The 17076-nt window shown below is 72.6% G+C and carries 9 protein-coding genes; 1 reads left to right on the plus strand and 8 read right to left on the minus strand.

Annotated features, from left to right (window positions below; genetic code table 11):
• Window positions 1-11: 11 nt before the first annotated feature.
• Genes TMZ1T_RS13115 through TMZ1T_RS13140 form a run of 6 tightly spaced genes read right to left on the minus strand, consistent with a single transcriptional unit; the run spans window position 12 to window position 14155 of the window.
• Window positions 12-1862, minus strand: a complete 1851-nt coding sequence (locus tag TMZ1T_RS13115) for a hypothetical protein (RefSeq protein ID WP_012585655.1) — start codon at window positions 1860-1862, stop codon at window positions 12-14.
• A gap of 36 nt (window positions 1863-1898) precedes the next feature.
• Complete coding sequence (locus TMZ1T_RS13120) at window positions 1899-3770, minus strand: hypothetical protein (protein ID WP_012585656.1); 1872 nt, start codon at window positions 3768-3770, stop codon at window positions 1899-1901.
• Entirely contained in the window at window positions 3767-7846 is a 4080-nt protein-coding gene (locus TMZ1T_RS13125; protein ID WP_012585657.1) for a hypothetical protein, read from the minus strand. Before TMZ1T_RS13125 ends, TMZ1T_RS13120 begins: the two co-directional genes overlap by 4 nt.
• Window positions 7836-10457 (minus strand): hypothetical protein, encoded by a 2622-nt coding sequence (locus tag TMZ1T_RS13130; protein WP_041589670.1) that lies wholly within the window; start codon window positions 10455-10457, stop codon window positions 7836-7838. Before TMZ1T_RS13130 ends, TMZ1T_RS13125 begins: the two co-directional genes overlap by 11 nt.
• A gap of 28 nt (window positions 10458-10485) precedes the next feature.
• Window positions 10486-13443, minus strand: a complete 2958-nt coding sequence (locus tag TMZ1T_RS13135; protein ID WP_004322823.1) for a DUF6603 domain-containing protein — start codon at window positions 13441-13443, stop codon at window positions 10486-10488.
• A gap of 34 nt (window positions 13444-13477) precedes the next feature.
• Complete coding sequence (locus tag TMZ1T_RS13140; protein WP_004322821.1) at window positions 13478-14155, minus strand: hypothetical protein; 678 nt, start codon at window positions 14153-14155, stop codon at window positions 13478-13480.
• Window positions 14156-14463: 308 nt separating this feature from the next.
• Between TMZ1T_RS13140 and TMZ1T_RS20615 the strand changes: the two genes are divergently transcribed.
• A complete protein-coding gene (locus tag TMZ1T_RS20615; protein WP_012585659.1) occupies window positions 14464-15126 on the plus strand; it encodes a hypothetical protein in 663 nt (220 codons plus the stop codon).
• Window positions 15127-15378: 252 nt separating this feature from the next.
• On the opposite strand, the gene TMZ1T_RS13150 is transcribed toward TMZ1T_RS20615, so the two are convergent.
• Together TMZ1T_RS13150 and purM are read right to left on the minus strand one after the other, a co-directional pair.
• Window positions 15379-15783 carry a DUF2784 domain-containing protein gene (locus tag TMZ1T_RS13150; protein ID WP_004322817.1) on the minus strand — a complete coding sequence of 135 codons (405 nt, stop codon included), beginning with the start codon at window positions 15781-15783 and terminating at the stop codon, window positions 15379-15381.
• Window positions 15784-15916: 133 nt separating this feature from the next.
• Window positions 15917-16984, minus strand: a complete 1068-nt coding sequence (gene purM, locus TMZ1T_RS13155) for a phosphoribosylformylglycinamidine cyclo-ligase (RefSeq protein ID WP_004322816.1) — start codon at window positions 16982-16984, stop codon at window positions 15917-15919.
• Window positions 16985-17076: the final 92 nt, after the last annotated feature.

A 17076-nucleotide genomic window follows, 5' to 3' on the forward strand; every position in this document is an offset into this window, starting at 1 on the left:
CCTGCGCCACATCAACGCCGCTGGTGCCGGGCCGCAGGCGGCGCCGGCGGTGGCGAGAAGCGCGGCCGGAAGACGAACAGTTCGCCGCCGTTCGCGTTGGCGGTCCACAGGCTGCCGTCCGCACCGAGCGCGAGCGCGAGGTTTTCTTCCGGCCCGTCTGCGAAGCGCTGCCCGGCGAACAAGGCCCGCCCGTCGGGCGCGAAGCCGTGGAGCGTACCGCTGCACCAGAAGAAGAGGTTGCCTGCGCCATCCATGACCGGATTCGAGCTTGCGCACAGCCCGTCACCGAAGCGCCGGCCGGCATCGCCCGGCCCGAATCCACGCACGTTCAGCGTCCCATCCTGGACGAAGCACACGCGGCCGTCGGGCGCCAGCACCGGCTGCGTGCTCGTCCCGCCGCTCGCCTGCCAGCGCGGCGCGCGCCCGGCGAAGGCCCACACGGTTCCCGTGCCGTCCTCCGCGTCGTAGCCCGAGAAGATCCACTCGCCCGCGCGCATGCCGGCCACCGGCAGGTGATGCCTCCAGCCGGACACGGCTGCGCCGTCGCCGAAGGCGAGGCGCTCGGCCTCGGCGGGGTCGTGCAGATCGATGAGTACCGCGCCCTCGCCGTTCGGGACCGCCACGTATCGGCCATCGATGCTCAGCGCCGGGCTGCCCGGCGTGATCGTCCCCGCATCCTCGTGCAGTCCGAAGAACAGGAAGGGGCGCAACCGCGCGTCGAGGCCGAGCACGCCATCCACGCCGTCCCCGAGCACGAGGTAGAGGCTGCCGTCCTCGCCCACGGTCGGTTTGGTGAAGGGCGCCAGGCGCACCGGCATCTGCGGGGCGAGCTCCGGTAGCACAAAGCGGTGGCGCAAGGCGCCGCGGGCCTCGAGGTCCCAGGCGCGCACGGCATCCTCGGTGACCAGATAGAGCAAGCCCTGCGGGCCGATGACCGGCGCGCGCTGCACGACCCCGCCGCCGATCTCGCTCGACCACAGCAAGGCCCCCATGCCATCGAGCACGACCAGAAAATTGCGCTTGCCCCGCTTTAGCACCGCGATCACCTGATCGCGCCACAGCAGCGGACGCTCTGCGAGCACGCCGGGGCCGGCGTCCTCGCCGACGGCGGGCAAGGGCAGCGCTTGCAGTTCGAAACCGCTCGGGCCGTGCGCCGGGTTGGAATCGCCACGGCCGCTGTGGCCGGCGTCGTGCTGCGGCTGGTGCCAACCCGTCGCAGCCGCGGCCGCCACCGCGTCGGGCGCGTACTGGATGACCAGGCGCGGCGCACTCGAGGCGTGGCGAATCGTGTCCTCCGCCGGCGCCCGGCCGTGCAGCAGGCTGCTCGCCCTGGCGGTGGCGGTGTAGAGCTCGAGCTCCAGGCGACGGGCCGGCGCCGCGGCCGCCTCGGCGACGGCCTCGCACAGGCGGCCGTTGTCGGGGTTCAGGGACACCGGACGGTCGGGTCGCAGGTCGCGCAGCGCGGCGAGCGGACGCGTCTCGCCCACGCGCCGCACCGCCAGCTCGACCACGGCGGCGACCGCCTCGTGCTCGCGCACATATCGCACCTCGCTCGCCACCACGCGCAGCACGCAGCGCCGCATCTGCGCCGCCGACAAGCCGGCGGGCAGGCTGTCGAGGTCGAACGCCAGTCTCACGCCGTTGCCGGGCCGAAGCCAGTAATGCTCACCCCCTGTTGCCGCCTCGGCCGTCGATGCAGGCGGGGGATCGCGCGCCTCGAGGAGGGTCGTGGAAACCGCCGAGCTGCCCGCAAACGCCACGCTCCCCGGTTCCGCCGCAGCCACCGTGCGCTCGGCCGCCGGCAGCATGGCGGGCACCAGCGCGAGCAGCGCCAGGCAGATGTGCAGTGATCGCAGCTTCATCCCGTCCTCCCCTTGCGCATCCCGGCGGCGTCGCGCCTAGGCCGGGAAGTACAGTCGCAGCGCACGGTCCGCCGCGCATTCGTTCTCCGCGGGGTGCAGGTGGACCACCAATGCGCCGGCGCGTAGCGCCTGCACCTGGAAATCCTCGATCTCCGCCGGAACCAGGCGCTGCAGATCCCCGCAGGGCAGCACTGCCCAGCGCTTCGCGGGCGCATCCACCAGGCGCAGCGCGATGGCCTCGACCCGCTCGGCGTCGCCGCCATCCGGTTCGCCGCAACGGTCCAGCCATGCGAAGACGTGCAGACTGCACCCGTCGCTCGCCAGCGCGGCGGCAAGCACCCGCCCGTCGATCAGGTCACCGAGCAGGAAGCTGCGCTCCCAGCGCTGGCCGTCGAACGACCACAGGTCGAAACACTCGCTGCGTTCCTGGTCGGACTCCCGCCCCGGTTCGCAGCCCTCCTCCGCGGCACGCTTCGATCCTGTCCTGCCGAACAGCCACACCCGCCCACCGTGAACCGCCGGCTGGGCGGCGCCGCGCGGACGCTCGCACGGCCCCCCCGCGGGCTGCTCCTTCCAGTCCAGGGCCGGCCCCGCGGCATTTTCGGCAGGCTTCTCGTCCTCGGCAGGCTTCTGCGTCGCCGCCCAGGCGTCGTCGAGCGGCGCGCCGGCGGAGTCGATGCCGCCGAACACCCACAGGCGATCCTCGAACACCGCCACGCCGTGTGCCCGCCGGGCGCACCAGGAGGCCTCGCCGTGATCCCGCCAGCGCGGTTCACGGGCACCGACGTCGAGGCTCCACACCCGGTTTCCGCAGCGCCCCTCCGTGCCGGACATGCCGCCAAAGAGCCACAGGCGACCGCGGAACAAGGCCCCGGGCAAGCGCTCGCAGCCAGGCGGGAAGGCCACGAACGGGCCTGCCCCCTCAGTTGCCACCGCAGTTGCCCCCTCGGTCACCCCCTGCGCACCCACCGGCTCCCAGGGCCCCAACGCATGGTGCGTGCGACACAGCAGCACGCGCGAGCCGCCCCCCCCGGGCAACGCGACGCTCGCGTACAACTTGCCGCCGGCAATTCCGAACAGGCGCAGCGGCACCGCTTGTGCGCTCGTATCGGCGAGGGCGGGCATGGCCAGCCTGCGGCCCTCCCGCGTCGCCAGCACGCAGGGCCAGCGCTGCCAGCCCGGCCGCAAGGCGCGCACGCGCAATCTCGCCTCGTGACGCTCGCCCGCTCCGTCCCAGCCCCGCAGCACGAACTCGGCATCCGCAACCCCCACCACGACGCGCCGCCCCCCTTCGTCCGGGACACCTTCGGCGATGCACAGGCCGTCACGCAGCAAGCTCAGGCCCGCCAGCCCGCAGGTGCGCCAGCGCAGCTCGACGACGTCGCCGGGCAGGTTCACCGCGGCCTGGTCCGGCACGCAGGCAAAGTCGAGCACGCCCGCGGCCGATGCACGCTTGGCGAGCCGCAGCGCAATCGCCGCCGTGGCGGCCGCATCGCCGCTCGCCTGCAGCCCGAGCGCGAGCGCCGCAAGGCCGGGCTGCGCGTCCGAGACCGCGCCCGACAGGACCACCTCGAGGGCGTCGCCGGGCCGCAGCAGGACTTCGCCGCGGCGCAGCAACCATAGCTCGCAGCGCTCCGGCCGCTGCGGCGGCAGCCGCCACTGCGCCACCCAGCCCGCCGGCGCCTGGCAGGTCCAGCGCCGCAGTTGCGCCGCGCTCCGCACCAGGTCGCCCTCCCCGCCGCCGACCCCGCCACGCAGGACGAGCGCCGGCCAGCGCGTGCGCGCAAGCGCCGCGTCGCCGCGGTAGTCGATCCGCAGCGTCAGCCGATTGGCTGCCGAACGCGCGCCGACGACGAAGTCGCCCAGGCTGTCGAGGCGGGCCAGCAGCCCCATGGCGTCGTCCGTCATGCCCGCCTCCGCAGTCGCAGCGCCACCTCGGCGATGCGGCACGCCGGTGGCGAGTCGCGGTCCGAGGTGGCGAGCCGACGCCATGCGCGCAGGCGGTAGCGGCCGGCCTGCGGATGCGCCAGCACCCAGGTCGAGGGCAGGGGCGCCACCGCGGTGCGCAGCAGCACGCGCCCGTCCGGTGCGCTCAGCTCGATGGCGTCGGCGCCGCTCACCGTCCACACGAGCGTGGCGGGCACGCCCCTGGGAAGCTCGAAGCCCTCCGCCGCATCCTGCGCGGCCCCGCCCGCCGACGCGGCGGTCGCAGCTTCGACCACCCCGAAGCCGTCGATCGCCAGCGCGACCGCTTCGAGCCGCAGCCAGCCCTCGGCCAGCGCGAGCCCGGACGGGAAGGCGACGCTGCCGCTCGCCGCGGTGTCGATGATCTCGCGCTCCTCGCGCACGCCCACGCGCGGGTGATGGTTCCACGACCACTGCCCATAGAGGTCCGACGGCCGCGGCATGCGCAGCTCGTCGCGCGCACCCAGCACCGGGCCGGTGAAGAACATCAGCGAACGCGCACGCACGCGCTCGCACGCGCCGGGCGGCCGGAAGCTCGCGCGCGGGAGGACCGCGCTGGTCACCGTGAAACCGCGCTCCGGGTCCATCAGGAGGATGAGCTCGAGCGGGCGCTCGATGCTGACCACGGGCTGGGCCCGGTCGCGCAGCTCGGGCCTTCCCCCGCCGGTGCGCAGGCCCCAGGCCGGGTGGAAATGCCCCGGCTCGTCGGCCAGGAAGAAGCCCGCGAGCCCGTCCCCCGCGCTACCGTCGAAGTCGCCCAGGCGCAGCGGAAACTCGATCGCCCCGACTCCGCCACAGTGGCCTCCACCCTGAACACTCGCCGGGTCGTGGGCAGGTGCGCCATCGAGCTCGAGCCGCAGGCGCGCGCGCAGCAGCGCCAGCGGCCGTCCGACGAGAAGCCCGACAGCGGGGTCGTCGGCGTCGGGCAGGAGTTCGCCCGCCGCCTGCTGCAAGGTGTCGAGCAGGTCGGCGAGACGCGCCCCGCTCGCCCCCTGCCAGCGCAGCAGCTCGCGCACGACTGCACGGACGACCGGATCGGCGCCGCTTTCGGCCAGAGGATCGGCCGGGTCGAGCATGGCCTCGCCCTGCGCCTCCGCTGCCGTGGCGGCGTGCGGACCGCGCGTCGTGACCCAGCGGAAGCCGTCGATCGGGCGGGCGCGTCCACCGACGCCGTGCGCGTCCGCCTTGCCGCGCATCGCCTGCAGGGCCCCGAGCAGATTGCCCGCGCCGTCGAGCACCACGAGCGTGCCACCGACCCGATCGGGAAGGATCCAGCCGCACGGCTCGCCCTCGCCGGGCTCCTCTGTAGCATCGTCCTGCTCCCGCGCGGTTCCGCCCGGCTTGCTGCCCTCGTCGCACCCGCTTGCAGGCCATTCCACCACCAGGCGGGCGGCCTGCACCAGACGCGGCTCGAACAGCGCAGCCCCGCCGGGCCCGCGCAGGCGTGGCGGCAGCAGCACTGGAAGGGCACCTCCGCCCTCGGGCCGCAGCTCCATGAACTGGCCGAAGGCGTCGATCACCCGCAGGCGCTCGATGCGCAGCAGGCCGGCGCGCAGCGGCAGCAGGCTCGCGTTGCGCAGCGGCGAAAGCCATTCTGCAGCCTCGAGCTGTGCGGCATGCGGCGCGGGACGCAGCGGCCCCGCCGGGCCGTCGGCCTCGAGCGGGGGAAGTTCAGGTCGTGCGCAGCGGGCCAGCAGGCCGTCCATCAGGCCGTCGAGGTTCTGCCCGAGGACGTCGATCGCGGCCACCTCCATTCCGGCCTCGACCAGGCGGCGCCGCAGCGCGTCGGCCACGCCGGGGGTCATCAGCGAGGTGCCGGTGAAGACGTGCTCGCGCCCGGGGACCGCGTCGACGCTGCGCTCGAACCCGTCGCCGCGCGCATCGAGCCGCCACCCCGCGAGCGCCTCGGCCCCCTCCCCGGCCCCGGCGAGCTCGCTCCACGACACCCGCCACTGCAGCAGCAGCGGCAGCCAGGGGTTGCCACACCAGCGCGTGCAGGCGATCGCCGCGGGGGCCAGGTCCGCGCTGCCGGGAGCACCGGTTCCGGACCCGCCGGCGGGTGGCGCGTTCGAGGGGCCGGCGTCGGTTGCATCTGCACGGGGAACGACTGTCCCGTCTGCACGCGCGATGCGCATCGCCTCGCGCAGCAGGCCCGCCGCGGGTGCCGGAATGCCACGGCGCTGCAGATCGAGACCCGCCATCGCGCCGATCACGGCCTCATCCTTGGCGGCGGCAGGGCCGCCCTCGGCGAGGCGGGTACTGGTCCGGCAGTGCAGCCGACCATCGGCGCGATGGCGACCGTCGGTGCCATGTCGCCCGGGGTCGGCAAAGGCCGCTCCGGCGAGCAGCAGGACCGGGTCGCGCGGGCGATGGAAGCGCACACCGTCGACCCGTCGCAACTCGTGGCCGGGCAGCAGGCACTCGACCAACGCGCGCACGCGCTCGAGCGGACGCCCGCGCGGCATGCCCTGCGCATCGACCCGCTCGGCGAGGCGCTCGCGTTGCAAGGCGATCCTCGCGCGCAGCACGGACTCCTCGGCGCGCCAGCGCTCGACCGCCTCGGCGTCGCAGTCGAAGCTGGCCAGGCCGCGCTGGTACCAGGCGAGGTAGAACGCCTGCCCGAGGCTGTCCAGCTCGCGCGCGACGGCGTCGGCCGCGCGCTGCTGTCGCTCCAGGGCGGCGAGCGCACGCCGCACGATGCCGGGGATGGCCTTGCGTGCAGGGCGCCCGGCACGCAGCGGGGCCGGCTCGCGCTCGGCGATCTCCCAGCCGGAGGCGCGCGACAGCGGCTGAAAGCGGCGCACATGCAGTTCGTGGGCCAGGCGCTCGGCCCCGCCCGGATGCTCGAGCAGCGGATCCAGGTCGTGCTGCAATGCCTCGAAGTAGGCGGCGTGCTCGGCCGGCACGCCGGGCTGGGCGCCGAGCAGCGCCGCCATGGCCTCGGCGCCGTCCTCGCCCAGGGCCGCGCGGAAGGGGGCATCGCGCGGCGGGCCGCCGTACACCGCTGCCGGGCCGCGCCAGCGCAGCCCGGCGAGGAGGCCATGGCACAGGATCTGCCCCGGCAGGTGGTGCCAGGCCGTGTCGAGCTCGGCCTTGCGCGCCTGCGCCTGGCGCCGCGCCTCGACATACTCGCTCGCGAGCCAGCGCGCCGCGTCGCGCGGCACGGCACCGCGGCGACGCTGTGCGACGCGGCGGGCGTGCGCGCTGGCCTGCAGCGCCCGATCCTCTGCCTCGAGCCCCTCCTCGTGCTTGACCAGGAGTTCATCGAGCCCCGGATACACCCATGCGCAGCCCTCGAAGAAGGCCTTCCATGCATCCCAGTCGCGCGCCGAGCGCGCCTTGTGCAGGCAGACGGCGAGCGGATCCTCGTCCTTGGCGGCGGAGTACCAGCCGAGCACGAGGTAGTGGAGTTCGCCCTCGTGCAGGGCGCACACCTCCCCGTCGTGGAAGCCGAGCACCCCGCGCCCGTGCGGGAAGCTCGCCGCGAACACCGGATCGCCATAGCCGAGCGCGGTGATGCCGGGCTGGCGCACGGGGTGGTGTTCGGACCAGGCCTCGAGCGGCACGCAGCGCCCCAGGTGCACGAGCAACTCGTCCGGCCCGAGTGGCGCCGACGCGTCGGCGACCCTGCGCGGCCACGCACGCCCCGCGCGCACATCGACCAGCGTGTCGCTCTCGACCACCCAGCCCCGGCACGCGGCATCGGCAGCCCCGAAACGCAGCACGAGCCAGCGGTTGGGAATCGCCGGCATGCGCTGCCCGACGGCCTCGCCCTCGCCCGACTCCGGGGCGTGGGTGAGGCCGTCGGGCAGCGACCAGTGCAGATAGACCCCGGGTGCGAGCGCTTGCGGCGTCTCCTGGAAAGGCTCGCGGGCGAGCAGGCTGCCCAGGCAGGGCCCCCCCTCGGCGAGCGCGGAAAAATCGGCCGCGAGATCGATCGCCGCACTCGCCGCGCCCACCGCGAGCGCCTCGACGTTCATCGGTACGAGCAGGAAGGGACGGGAGGGGTCAGCCGACACGCGCGCCTCCGGCAACGATCTGGAAACGGAAGGCCCCCGCCGCCTCGATCATCTGCATCGCAAAGGCGCCGGGGCCGAAGGGCTGCGCGGCGACGACTCCGTCGGGCACGGCGCCGCCAGCGGCGGCAGGTGCTGAGGCGGACGCGGTCGGCGCGACGCCAGGTGCAGACACCGGACGGAGCACACCGGCGAGCGCATCGATGTCGATCACCCCCGGGGCCCCGAGGACATTCGCGCCTGGCTCCGGCACGCCGCGCATCGGCACATCGATCGGGCGCCCGACGAGCGCCGCGCCGGTCTGCGGGTCGCGCCGCGTGCGCGTGAAGCCACTGCCACCGACCGTCGGGCTGAGCCCGAAGTGCAGGCCCTCGCGCGGCTGGCGGATCTCGACCGTGTCCGGCATGCCGTTGAAGAGCGCGAGCATGACGTCGTCGGCCAGCTGCTCGATGCGCAGCGCAGGCAGCTTGTTGCCCCCCTGCCACGCCTCGACCTCCAGGCCGCGCCAGCCTTCGACCACCGCCGAGCGCAGCAGGAAGCCACCGAGCGGCCAGGCCAGGCCGGCAGGCGACGCTGTCGAGGCCTTTTCCGAGGCTTTTGCCGAGGCCGTTGCGCGCCCCTCGCATTCGGCACGCAGGCGCGCGCGCACGCTCGCCGCGGCGCGTCCGGCCTCCCCCGCGGCGCCCACCTCGATGGGCAGGTCGGTCTCCGCGGCGGGATCGCCCACCGTGGGCGACAGGCAGAAGCGCATCACCCGGTTGACCAGAAGATCGCCGCAATCCGCGTTGCCCACGCTGCATGCCCCCTGCACCAGCGCCTGGATCCAGTTCGGGTCGAGGAAGAAGAAGCGCAGGGTCTCCGGCGGCAGCATGTCCTCGTCGGGCACCAGGTTGTGCAGCGGCACGCCGTAGAGCAGCACCAACCGTCCGAGCCAGGCGCTGGCCTCGGCGAGCATGGCCTCGAGTTCGGTCGCCCGCAGCACCGGCGCTGCCGTGGGCGCCGACGCCGCGGGCGCGATGGGGGTCGGCCCCGGCCCGAGGCCGGCACGTCCGGCCCCGACGCCAGCCTCGATCGCCTCTGCGCAAGCCAGCGCAAGCGCCTCGCGCAGCCGCCCGGGCCGCCCGCCATCGTCGGGCTCGCCGCGCACGCCCGCGCAGGGCACGAGGCTGGCCAGGCGGGCGGCGTGGCGCAGCTCGGCGAGCCGCCGCCGCAGGCCCAGCCGCACACGCTCGAGCGCGAGCACGAAGCCGCGGTTCTGCAGTGCGAGCAGGCGACCGAGCTGCCAGGCACCGGCGTAGGCGGTGTCGAACATGCCGCACTCCGGGTCGTAGCGCAGGAGCTCGTCGCTGCAGCGCACCAGCCGCTGCACCAGGCGCGGCTGCGGGTATTCCAGAGGCACGAGCGGACCGCGATACCAGGACACCGTCCGCTCGCCGTGGCGGAGCCGATGATCGAACGCAGCGTAGCCGCGGGCGAGCGCGCCATGCACCAGCGCGGCCGGCATCGGAGCCTCTCCGGGCAGGCGCGCCGGCGCCGATTCGGCCGCCAGGGCCGGCTCGGGCAGTGGCAGGTGGAGCCAGGCGTCGACCCCGGCTGCCGTCCTTTCGGTCCCCGCTCCTTCGCTCCCGGCGCGCTCGCCCGCGATCCGTGCGCGCTCGAAGGCCCCCGCATCGAGCCCGCGCATCCGTGCCTTGAAGTCGCCCTTGCCGACGCACTCGAAACGCCAGCTCGCGAGCACCGCGAGGCGCACGCTGGTGTAGCCGTCGAGGCGGCTGAAGTCGGCGAGCACATCCGCGAAGCCCTCCAGCGAGACCAGGAAGGCATGATGCGCGCCCCCCGCGGCCGGCATGCGATTGCCGATCGCCACCGCATACCAGCCCTGGTCGTGCCCGCGGAAGATCTCCTTGTCGCCGGTGTCGATCAGCCGGGCATGGGCCAGCCAGGGCAGGTCTGCATCCCGGGGTGCGATCGCGGCGAACAGATTCGCCGGCAGGTCCAGCGCCTGGCAGCGCTCGCCAGCGTGGCGGGCCAGCAGCCGCTCGTGGTCGGCCCCCTCCTGGCCGAGTGCGGGGACCCGGATCCGGGCAGGATTCCGGCCCTGCGGGTCGCGCGCGAAGAGCAGGCTGTCCTCCTTGCCGTCCGCACCGCCGCACACCGGCAGCGGACGAGGCGGGACACAGGCTGCCACCGCCCTGCCCTCGCCCTGTTCCACGCCGGCGAGCAACTCGTCCTCGCCGAGCAGCAGCACGGCGAGCCAGGGTCGTGGCGGATCGCCCTGCGGCCCCCCGTCGAGCGTGCGCTCCCAAGGCAGCGTGCGGCGGGTGAACACCACGTGTGGCAGCGCGTCGGCGAAGGCGCCGGCCGCACCCGGCGGTGGATAGGTGGCGTGGATGTCCGCCGGCTCGAGGCGGAAGCGCGGCCCATCGACGCTGAACAACAGTTCGGACGCATAGGGCACCGAGTGCATCGGCAAGGGAACGAGGGGCGCCGCGCGTACCTCCTGATTCATGCGCAGGCGGTAGTCGCCCGCCGCGAGCGCGGGCAGGCAGGCATCGGCGAAGCGGATCTGCCCGGGCCCGACACTTGACGACGGAACGGCGGCGGTCTCTTCCACGACAGCGGAATCTCCCATATCGAGGCGATCAGATCTCGGCGAACATGCGCGGCACGTCCTGGCCGATCCGCGCCATCAGGGGCTCGACGTCGAGGACGTGCTCGGGCGCCGCGGCGAGGATGGGCAGCTCGGCGTCGGCGCTCAGCTTGCGCACGCCGCGGCCGGCGTTGAGGCAGTCCACGATTGCCCTGCGGCGCTCGACCACGACGCCCGCCATGAGGGTGTCGCCCAGCCTCGCCGCGCTCCCGGGCAGGGCCGTCGCCGGGCGGAGCGCACCGACATCGCTGCAGGGATACTCGACCCGATCGTACGCGAAGGTCTCCAGCTCGAGCGCCGGGCCGACCCTTGTGTCCGGATCGACCCGGCCGCGCAGTTCGATGCCCACCGGCGCGCCGTCGATGAGGGCTTTCCCGGACAGGATATCGATGCCGGGCGGGCGCGGACTCCACAGCGCGCTGGGGACACTGACGGTGAGGGGCGCGAGGTCGAGTTCGGCCTGCGCGTCTCCCCGGACGCTGCCATCCGGGTGGAGCGCCTCGAGCGTGAGCTCGATCCGTGAATGAAAGCGCCCCAGGCCCATCGGTTGCACGCCCAGCTGCGGCCAGGTGCCACCCCCGCGCGGGTGCAGCTCGCGGCCGTCGAAGCGCAGCTCGGTCGCCGGCACGCTGCTCTGGCAGCGCAGGTGCAGGCGATGCGCCTGCAGCACCGGGCGCCGGGGCGCGCTGCCCGGGGGCGCGGCGGGCGTATCGAGCAGGCCATCCACGACCGAGATGCGGGTGACGTCGGGGTTGCCGAGGAAGCTGTGCGCAAACGAGCGCTCGGGGTCGTCCGACTCCCAGACCATCGGCGGCGGCAGGCTCTTGGGCGGCCCGAAGCCGACCGTGAAGCTGACCACGTAGAGCGAGATACGCACGCTGCCGGCGAGCGGCGGACCATAGAGCGCGATCGCCGCGCCGAGCTCGATCGACAGGCGGATGCGCACGAACCAGATCTTGATGTTCAGCTGCACGCCCAGCGAGACCGCAACCGCGGCCTCGTAGTGGAGCGGCTTCCACTGCATCAGGAAATCCGCGCGCGCGACCAGCCAGGCGCGGATGCCGCCCGAAGCGTAGACGATCGACAGGCTGCCGCCGGCCATGATCGCCGCGGGACACAGGGCGAAGTAGCACTGCCCGCTGATCGTGACCTGACCGATCTGGCAGTTGAACTCGACCCGCTCCGGTCGCGGGTAATGCGCCGGAACCTGGAAGGATGGATGGTAGCCACCCACCGAGACGACGAAATCACCCGCATGCGGGCCCGCGTACCAGGCGAAGAAGGCGAAACCGCCGCGCAGGCGGAAATCGCGTCGCAGCACGAAGGAGTTCTCGGTGAGCCGGCCCTCGACCGCGACCAGGCCGTCGTCGGGCGCGATCACCACACGCAGTTCCATCTCCACGCAGGCCATGGCAGCCTCGCCGCCCGCCTTGCGCGGCAGTTGCAGGCGGGACAGGCCGAGCACGCCGATCTCCAGGCGGTTGCCGAAGGCGACCGACAGCATCGCCACCGACTCCACGATGCCGAAGGAGGTGAAGCGCACGCCGCCGGCGATCCACATGCTGTCGCGCTCGGGGGCGAGCCAGGTGTCCACCAGCGCGCCGATGCGACGCGGATCCGCATCCTTGCCGAGGTAATCCGGCTCGGCCGCGGCGCGCAGCAAGGGGAAGCTGTGCACCTGCTCGATCGGCGGCAGGGTGAGCCGGCGGTGGATGCCGATGCCCAGGCACAGCCCGGTGACGAAGAAGAAGGGCGGACCGCCGATCTCCTTGTGCAAGGCGGCGAAGGCGAAGAAGGAGTGCGCGCCCTCGATGCGCTCGTAGGAGCCTATCGCGCTCACGCTGAGCACCGGCGTGCTCACGCGCAGGCTGCCGTCCAGACGCAGCGTCTCTCCCGGCGCGCGCGTCAACCCGCCGCTGATCGCGATCGCCCCGGTCTCGAGCCCGAGCATCGCGCCCTCGAGCCGGACGCCGAGGCCGTCCATCGCCGCGTGGGGCCCCTTCAGCAACGCCGCGATCGGGCAATCGACGCCGAAGCCGACCAGCTCGAAGGACAGGCCGCCGATGCGCAGGCCGGCATCGAGGGCGATGGCGAGCCGCGAGGACTCGTAGACCAGCCCGACGCGGCGGAAGCTCAGCGGACCGATGCGCTTGTCGATGCGCTTCCAGAACGCCCTGCCGCGCGCCGGCAGGGGTGCTTCGGGCGCGGGCGATGCGAGTGCGGGGGCGGCTGCGGGGGAAGGCTCGGCGGCCGGGGCCTGTGCGTCGAGGGTATTGCCGGTGTCGTGCCCGAAACCTTCGAGCAGATCGACGCCACCGATGAGCACTCGCCCCGACAGGTTCAGCCCCGCGTGCAGGCTGCGGCCCTCCCCGGCGCGCTCGACGAGGGGCGCGAAGGCGCCCGGCGCGGTCGCCGGCTCGAGGTGCAGCCCGCTGCAGTCCCGGCTCGCATGGAAGACGCCGAGGCGCTCTACCACGATCCCGCCGATCAGCTCCGAGAGGCCCTTGTCACCGATCGGCCGCGGTTCGAGCTCGAGCTCGAAACCCGCCACCAGGCCGCCTTCATCCTCCGCACGCCCGGGGACGGGAAGGAGCTTTGCGACGACGATCCGGGTGTGGCCGACCCCGACGCCCAGGGTGGTGTTCAGCACGACGCAGGGCGTTGCGGTACTGCGATAGGCGAGCTCGACCGCCTCGAAATGGATCGCCGCCAAGCCCCCCCCGCCCAGGGCATCGAGCGCCGCGCCGGGGCCGGCGAAGGCCTCGCCGAGACCGGCGAGCAGGCCGCCCAGGGTATCGGTCTTCTCGCCGCGCAGTGTCCCCGCAAGGCCCGTCAGCCCGCCACCGGTGAGCGTCCCGCGCAACCCAAGTGGACGGCCGCCTACCCTGAGTTCGAGTTCGAGCTCGACCGTCGTCGGCGTGGCCGGCCCGGCATCCTCCGTCGTGCTCACCCCGCGGCTCCGCGGCAAGGCGGATGGATCGCCCTCATCCGACGGCTGCCGGCGTGTCGGCTGCGCCCGCTCCCTGCTCCCCCCCTTCCTCGGCGGTCGGCGCGGGGGGCGCATTCACGTCCTTGGGGTCCTTCTGTTCGGAAGGAGAGGACGGCAACGCGGACACGGCCTTCCAGTAGGTTTCCAGTTCCTCCTGGCAAGCCTCCGGGCATTTCAACACCCGCAAGGACACGCCCTCGACGTCGAACAGCTTCCCCAATTCAGGACTATTGGTCAGCGCCGCGATGAGGCCCCCCTTCTGCTCATCGGAACACTTCAAGGCAATGCTCAGCAACATCGGTCCGCTATCGCGATAATAGAAGGCTGCGCAGTCGAGTTCAGCCCTCTCCATCACATTGGACAAGGGTGTGGAAACCGTCGCGCCCTGGGTGCCGAGATATTCCTTGAGATGTTCGAACTTGACCTTCAGTGGATGGGTGAGACAGACCGAAGTCCCCCCGCCTTGCACCGTCCCCGTTTCGCCGGGGTTATCGATGAGCAGGCTGGCCGGATGACCATCCGTCGCCAGATCGATGCTGGCACGGAAGTGCGTCTTGCCGTCCGCGCCGGCATTGGGCGAGAACAAGCCTTCGCCGATGCCGATCGGGGCCCCGGCAGGTGCTGCGGCGACGGGAACTTGGGAATCGCTTTGCTTGGGAACGGTCTTGGGCATGACGAAGACTCCTGTCGGAATGCATGCGACGAGAAAGCCGAAACACGCGCGACGCCCTTGCCGCGGAGCGTCGGCGCTTTTATTCAGCATAGACGGCCCGACTCGGAGCATCCAGTCGCACTTCTGCGTGCGCTGGACGACGGTGCTTGCTCACGCCTGAAGACTGTATAAAATATCAGCTTCGGAGAAAGGCAAGCATGAACACCGATCAACTCTCCCTGTTTGCAGCACAGGCGTCGTCGGCGTCTCCATCGCTTCCGCAGCGCCGAACGCGCAAGCCACGGGCGGCTCCGCATACGGACGCGGTCATGCCAATGCCGTCCGACGCGCCATCCCTCACCGTCTCCATCGCGCTCGAGCTCCCGCTCGATGCGCCCCATACCGATACCACGCCCACGGCCCTCATGACGAACCCCAGCCTCCCCGACCCCGCCCGGGACGAAGCCCAGGCCCTCTTCACTCCGCCCCAGCCCGGCGTGCCCGCCCTCCGCAGCGACCGTCTGTGGCAGCTCGACGGCTGGACCGCGCGCGTGATCAAGAACGAGGACGACGACGGCTGGGCGGTCGAGATGCTGCAGGACGGCGAGGCCGAGCCGGCGCTGGTGGGCCCATGGACCATGGGGCGCGACAAGAAGAACCCCAAACCGCTCGACCAGTCCGCCTTCAACACCCTGGTCAAGACCGCCGGCGAGGTCCTGCAGCGTCACCGCCAGCAGGCGCACGCGATGCTGCACAAGCGCCTCACGGTGTTCGCGCTCGACGCGCAGTGGGACGTCCGCCTCGACATCACCCCCGACGAGTACGAGCCCTACGCCACGCTGAGCGCCTTCGACGCGCTCGGCGAAGAGGTCGCGCAGGTGCGCGTTCCGCCGGACTTCCGCCTCGGCGTGGCGAGCGCCACCGCCTGGATCACCGGCGGCTTCGCCCGCCCGACACAGGCCACGCGCGGTTTCGAAGGCTGGAGCGAGTGATCAGGCAAGCGCACCTTGCCCGGCTGTTCCCCCCGACGCGGATTGGCCCCGAACCGCCGATCGCGACTTGCACCGCTCCTGCGGGAATCTCGGCAGGCGTAGTGGTCATGTAGGAGCGACGCAAGTCGCGATCGGCGGTGCGAAAGTCGATGAGCGTAGGCAGGCCCGCAGCGGCTGCGATCGCGACTTGCGTCGCTCCTACGGAAAACCGCTGCGCTTCCGGAGCGGCGACGTGGGCGACACAAGTCGCGATCACGGCGCCCGCGCCCGCCTGGCGCACGCACCAGTGCTGCCCTGGCGCAGCTTCCGACGCCACACCCACGCATACACCGCCAGGTTGACGAGCACGACGAAGCCGGCGAGCGCGAACTGCAGCTCGCGGGTGAGCGCGGCGGGATAGATCAGCGGAAGAACATAGTGCTCGATGAAGCCGCCCGCATAGCCGGACTGGCCGGCCAGCACGCGCAGGCGGTTCTCGAGCGGGGTGAGCGGACACAGGCCGCCGCTCGCTTCGATCCATGCGGCCCAGGCGACCGCGGGCAGATGCAGCCAGGGGGCAAGCCGCCAGCGCAGCGCGAGCAGCCCGCCCAGCACGGCGAAGGCGATGAAGCCCAGGTGAAGCAGCAGCACCGCGTCGGCGGCGAGGCGATAGCCCATGGCGCGGCGAGCTCCAGGCCGGGGGATGGAACGGAACGCGGAGGGGAACGCGGAAAGCGGCGCGGAAACGCGGCTCGACCGAGGTCGATAACGCGGCGCGCACGGGTCGCCCCCTGCGCGCCGGGGCACATCCTCAGTCGATGATGGTCTGCGCCTCGCCTTCGCGGCGGGTGTCGATGACGCCGATGCGATACACGGTCTCGCCCGCGGCGGCGAGCTTCGCCTCGGCGGCCTCGGCGTCGGCTGCCGACACGATCACCACCATGCCGATGCCGCAGTTGAACACGCGATACATCTCGTCCTGGTTCACCCCGCCGGCGAACTGCAGCCAGCGGAACATCTGCGGCAGCGCCCAGGTGTCGCCGTCGATGCGCGCGGTCAGCTCCTCGCGCAGGATGCGCGGCACGTTTTCGGTGATGCCGCCGCCGGTGATGTGGGCCATGCCCTTGACCACGCCGGGCATCGCGCGCATGAGCTCGAGCATGGGCTTGACGTAGATGCGGGTGGGTTCCATGACCACGTCGCGGAAGGGACGGCCGTGGAAGGGCGCCATCATGTCGGTGCCGGCGCGCTCGACGATCTTGCGGATCAGCGAGTAGCCGTTGGAGTGCGCGCCGCTCGAGGCCAGGCCGAGCACCACGTCGCCGGGGACGATCCGGCTGCCGTCGATGATGTCGGCCTTCTCGACCACGCCGACCGCGAAGCCGGCGAGGTCGTATTCGCCCTCGGGGTACATGCCGGGCATCTCGGCGGTTTCGCCGCCGATGAGCGCGCAGCCGGCGAGCTCGCAGCCGCGGGCGATGCCCTGGACCACGTCGGCGGCGGTGTCGACGTCGAGCTTGCCGCAGGCGAAGTAGTCGAGGAAGAACAGCGGCTCGGCGCCCTGCACCAGGATGTCGTTCACGCTCATCGCCACCAGGTCCTGGCCGACGGTGTCGTGCTTGTCGAGCTGGAAGGCGAGCTTGAGCTTGGTGCCGACGCCGTCGGTGCCGGACACCAGCACCGGCTCCTTGTACTTCTTCGACAGCTCGAAGAGTGCGCCGAAGCCGCCGATGCCGCCCAGCACCTCGGGGCGCATGGTGCGCTTGGCGAAGGGCTTGATGCGCTCGACAAGCGCGTCGCCGGCTTCGATGTCCACGCCGGCGTCGCGGTAGGAAAGGGAGGGCTGGGGATCCAGCGGTTCGGGATGATGGTCGGCCAAGATCGTTCCTTCGGGCTCGCAGGCTGCCGGGCGTCGCCGCATGCCCGGAGGGACCGAGCTTGAGGCCGCAACGCCAAGTGGCTACATTTACG

The organism is Thauera aminoaromatica (genome assembly GCF_000021765.1).
Classification (GTDB): domain Bacteria; phylum Pseudomonadota; class Gammaproteobacteria; order Burkholderiales; family Rhodocyclaceae; genus Thauera; species Thauera aminoaromatica.

What these genes read in the sequence shown, in the direction of transcription:
- TMZ1T_RS13115 (WP_012585655.1), bottom strand. Translation starts at nt 1,862, where the DNA reads ATGAAGCTGCGATCACTGCACATCTGCCTGGCGCTGCTCGCGCTGGTG.
- TMZ1T_RS13120 (WP_012585656.1), bottom strand. Translation starts at nt 3,770, where the DNA reads ATGACGGACGACGCCATGGGGCTGCTGGCCCGCCTCGACAGCCTGGGC.
- TMZ1T_RS20615 (WP_012585659.1), top strand. Translation starts at nt 14,464, where the DNA reads ATGCCAATGCCGTCCGACGCGCCATCCCTCACCGTCTCCATCGCGCTC.
- TMZ1T_RS13150 (WP_004322817.1), bottom strand. Translation starts at nt 15,783, where the DNA reads ATGGGCTATCGCCTCGCCGCCGACGCGGTGCTGCTGCTTCACCTGGGC.
- TMZ1T_RS13140 (WP_004322821.1), bottom strand. Translation starts at nt 14,155, where the DNA reads ATGCCCAAGACCGTTCCCAAGCAAAGCGATTCCCAAGTTCCCGTCGCC.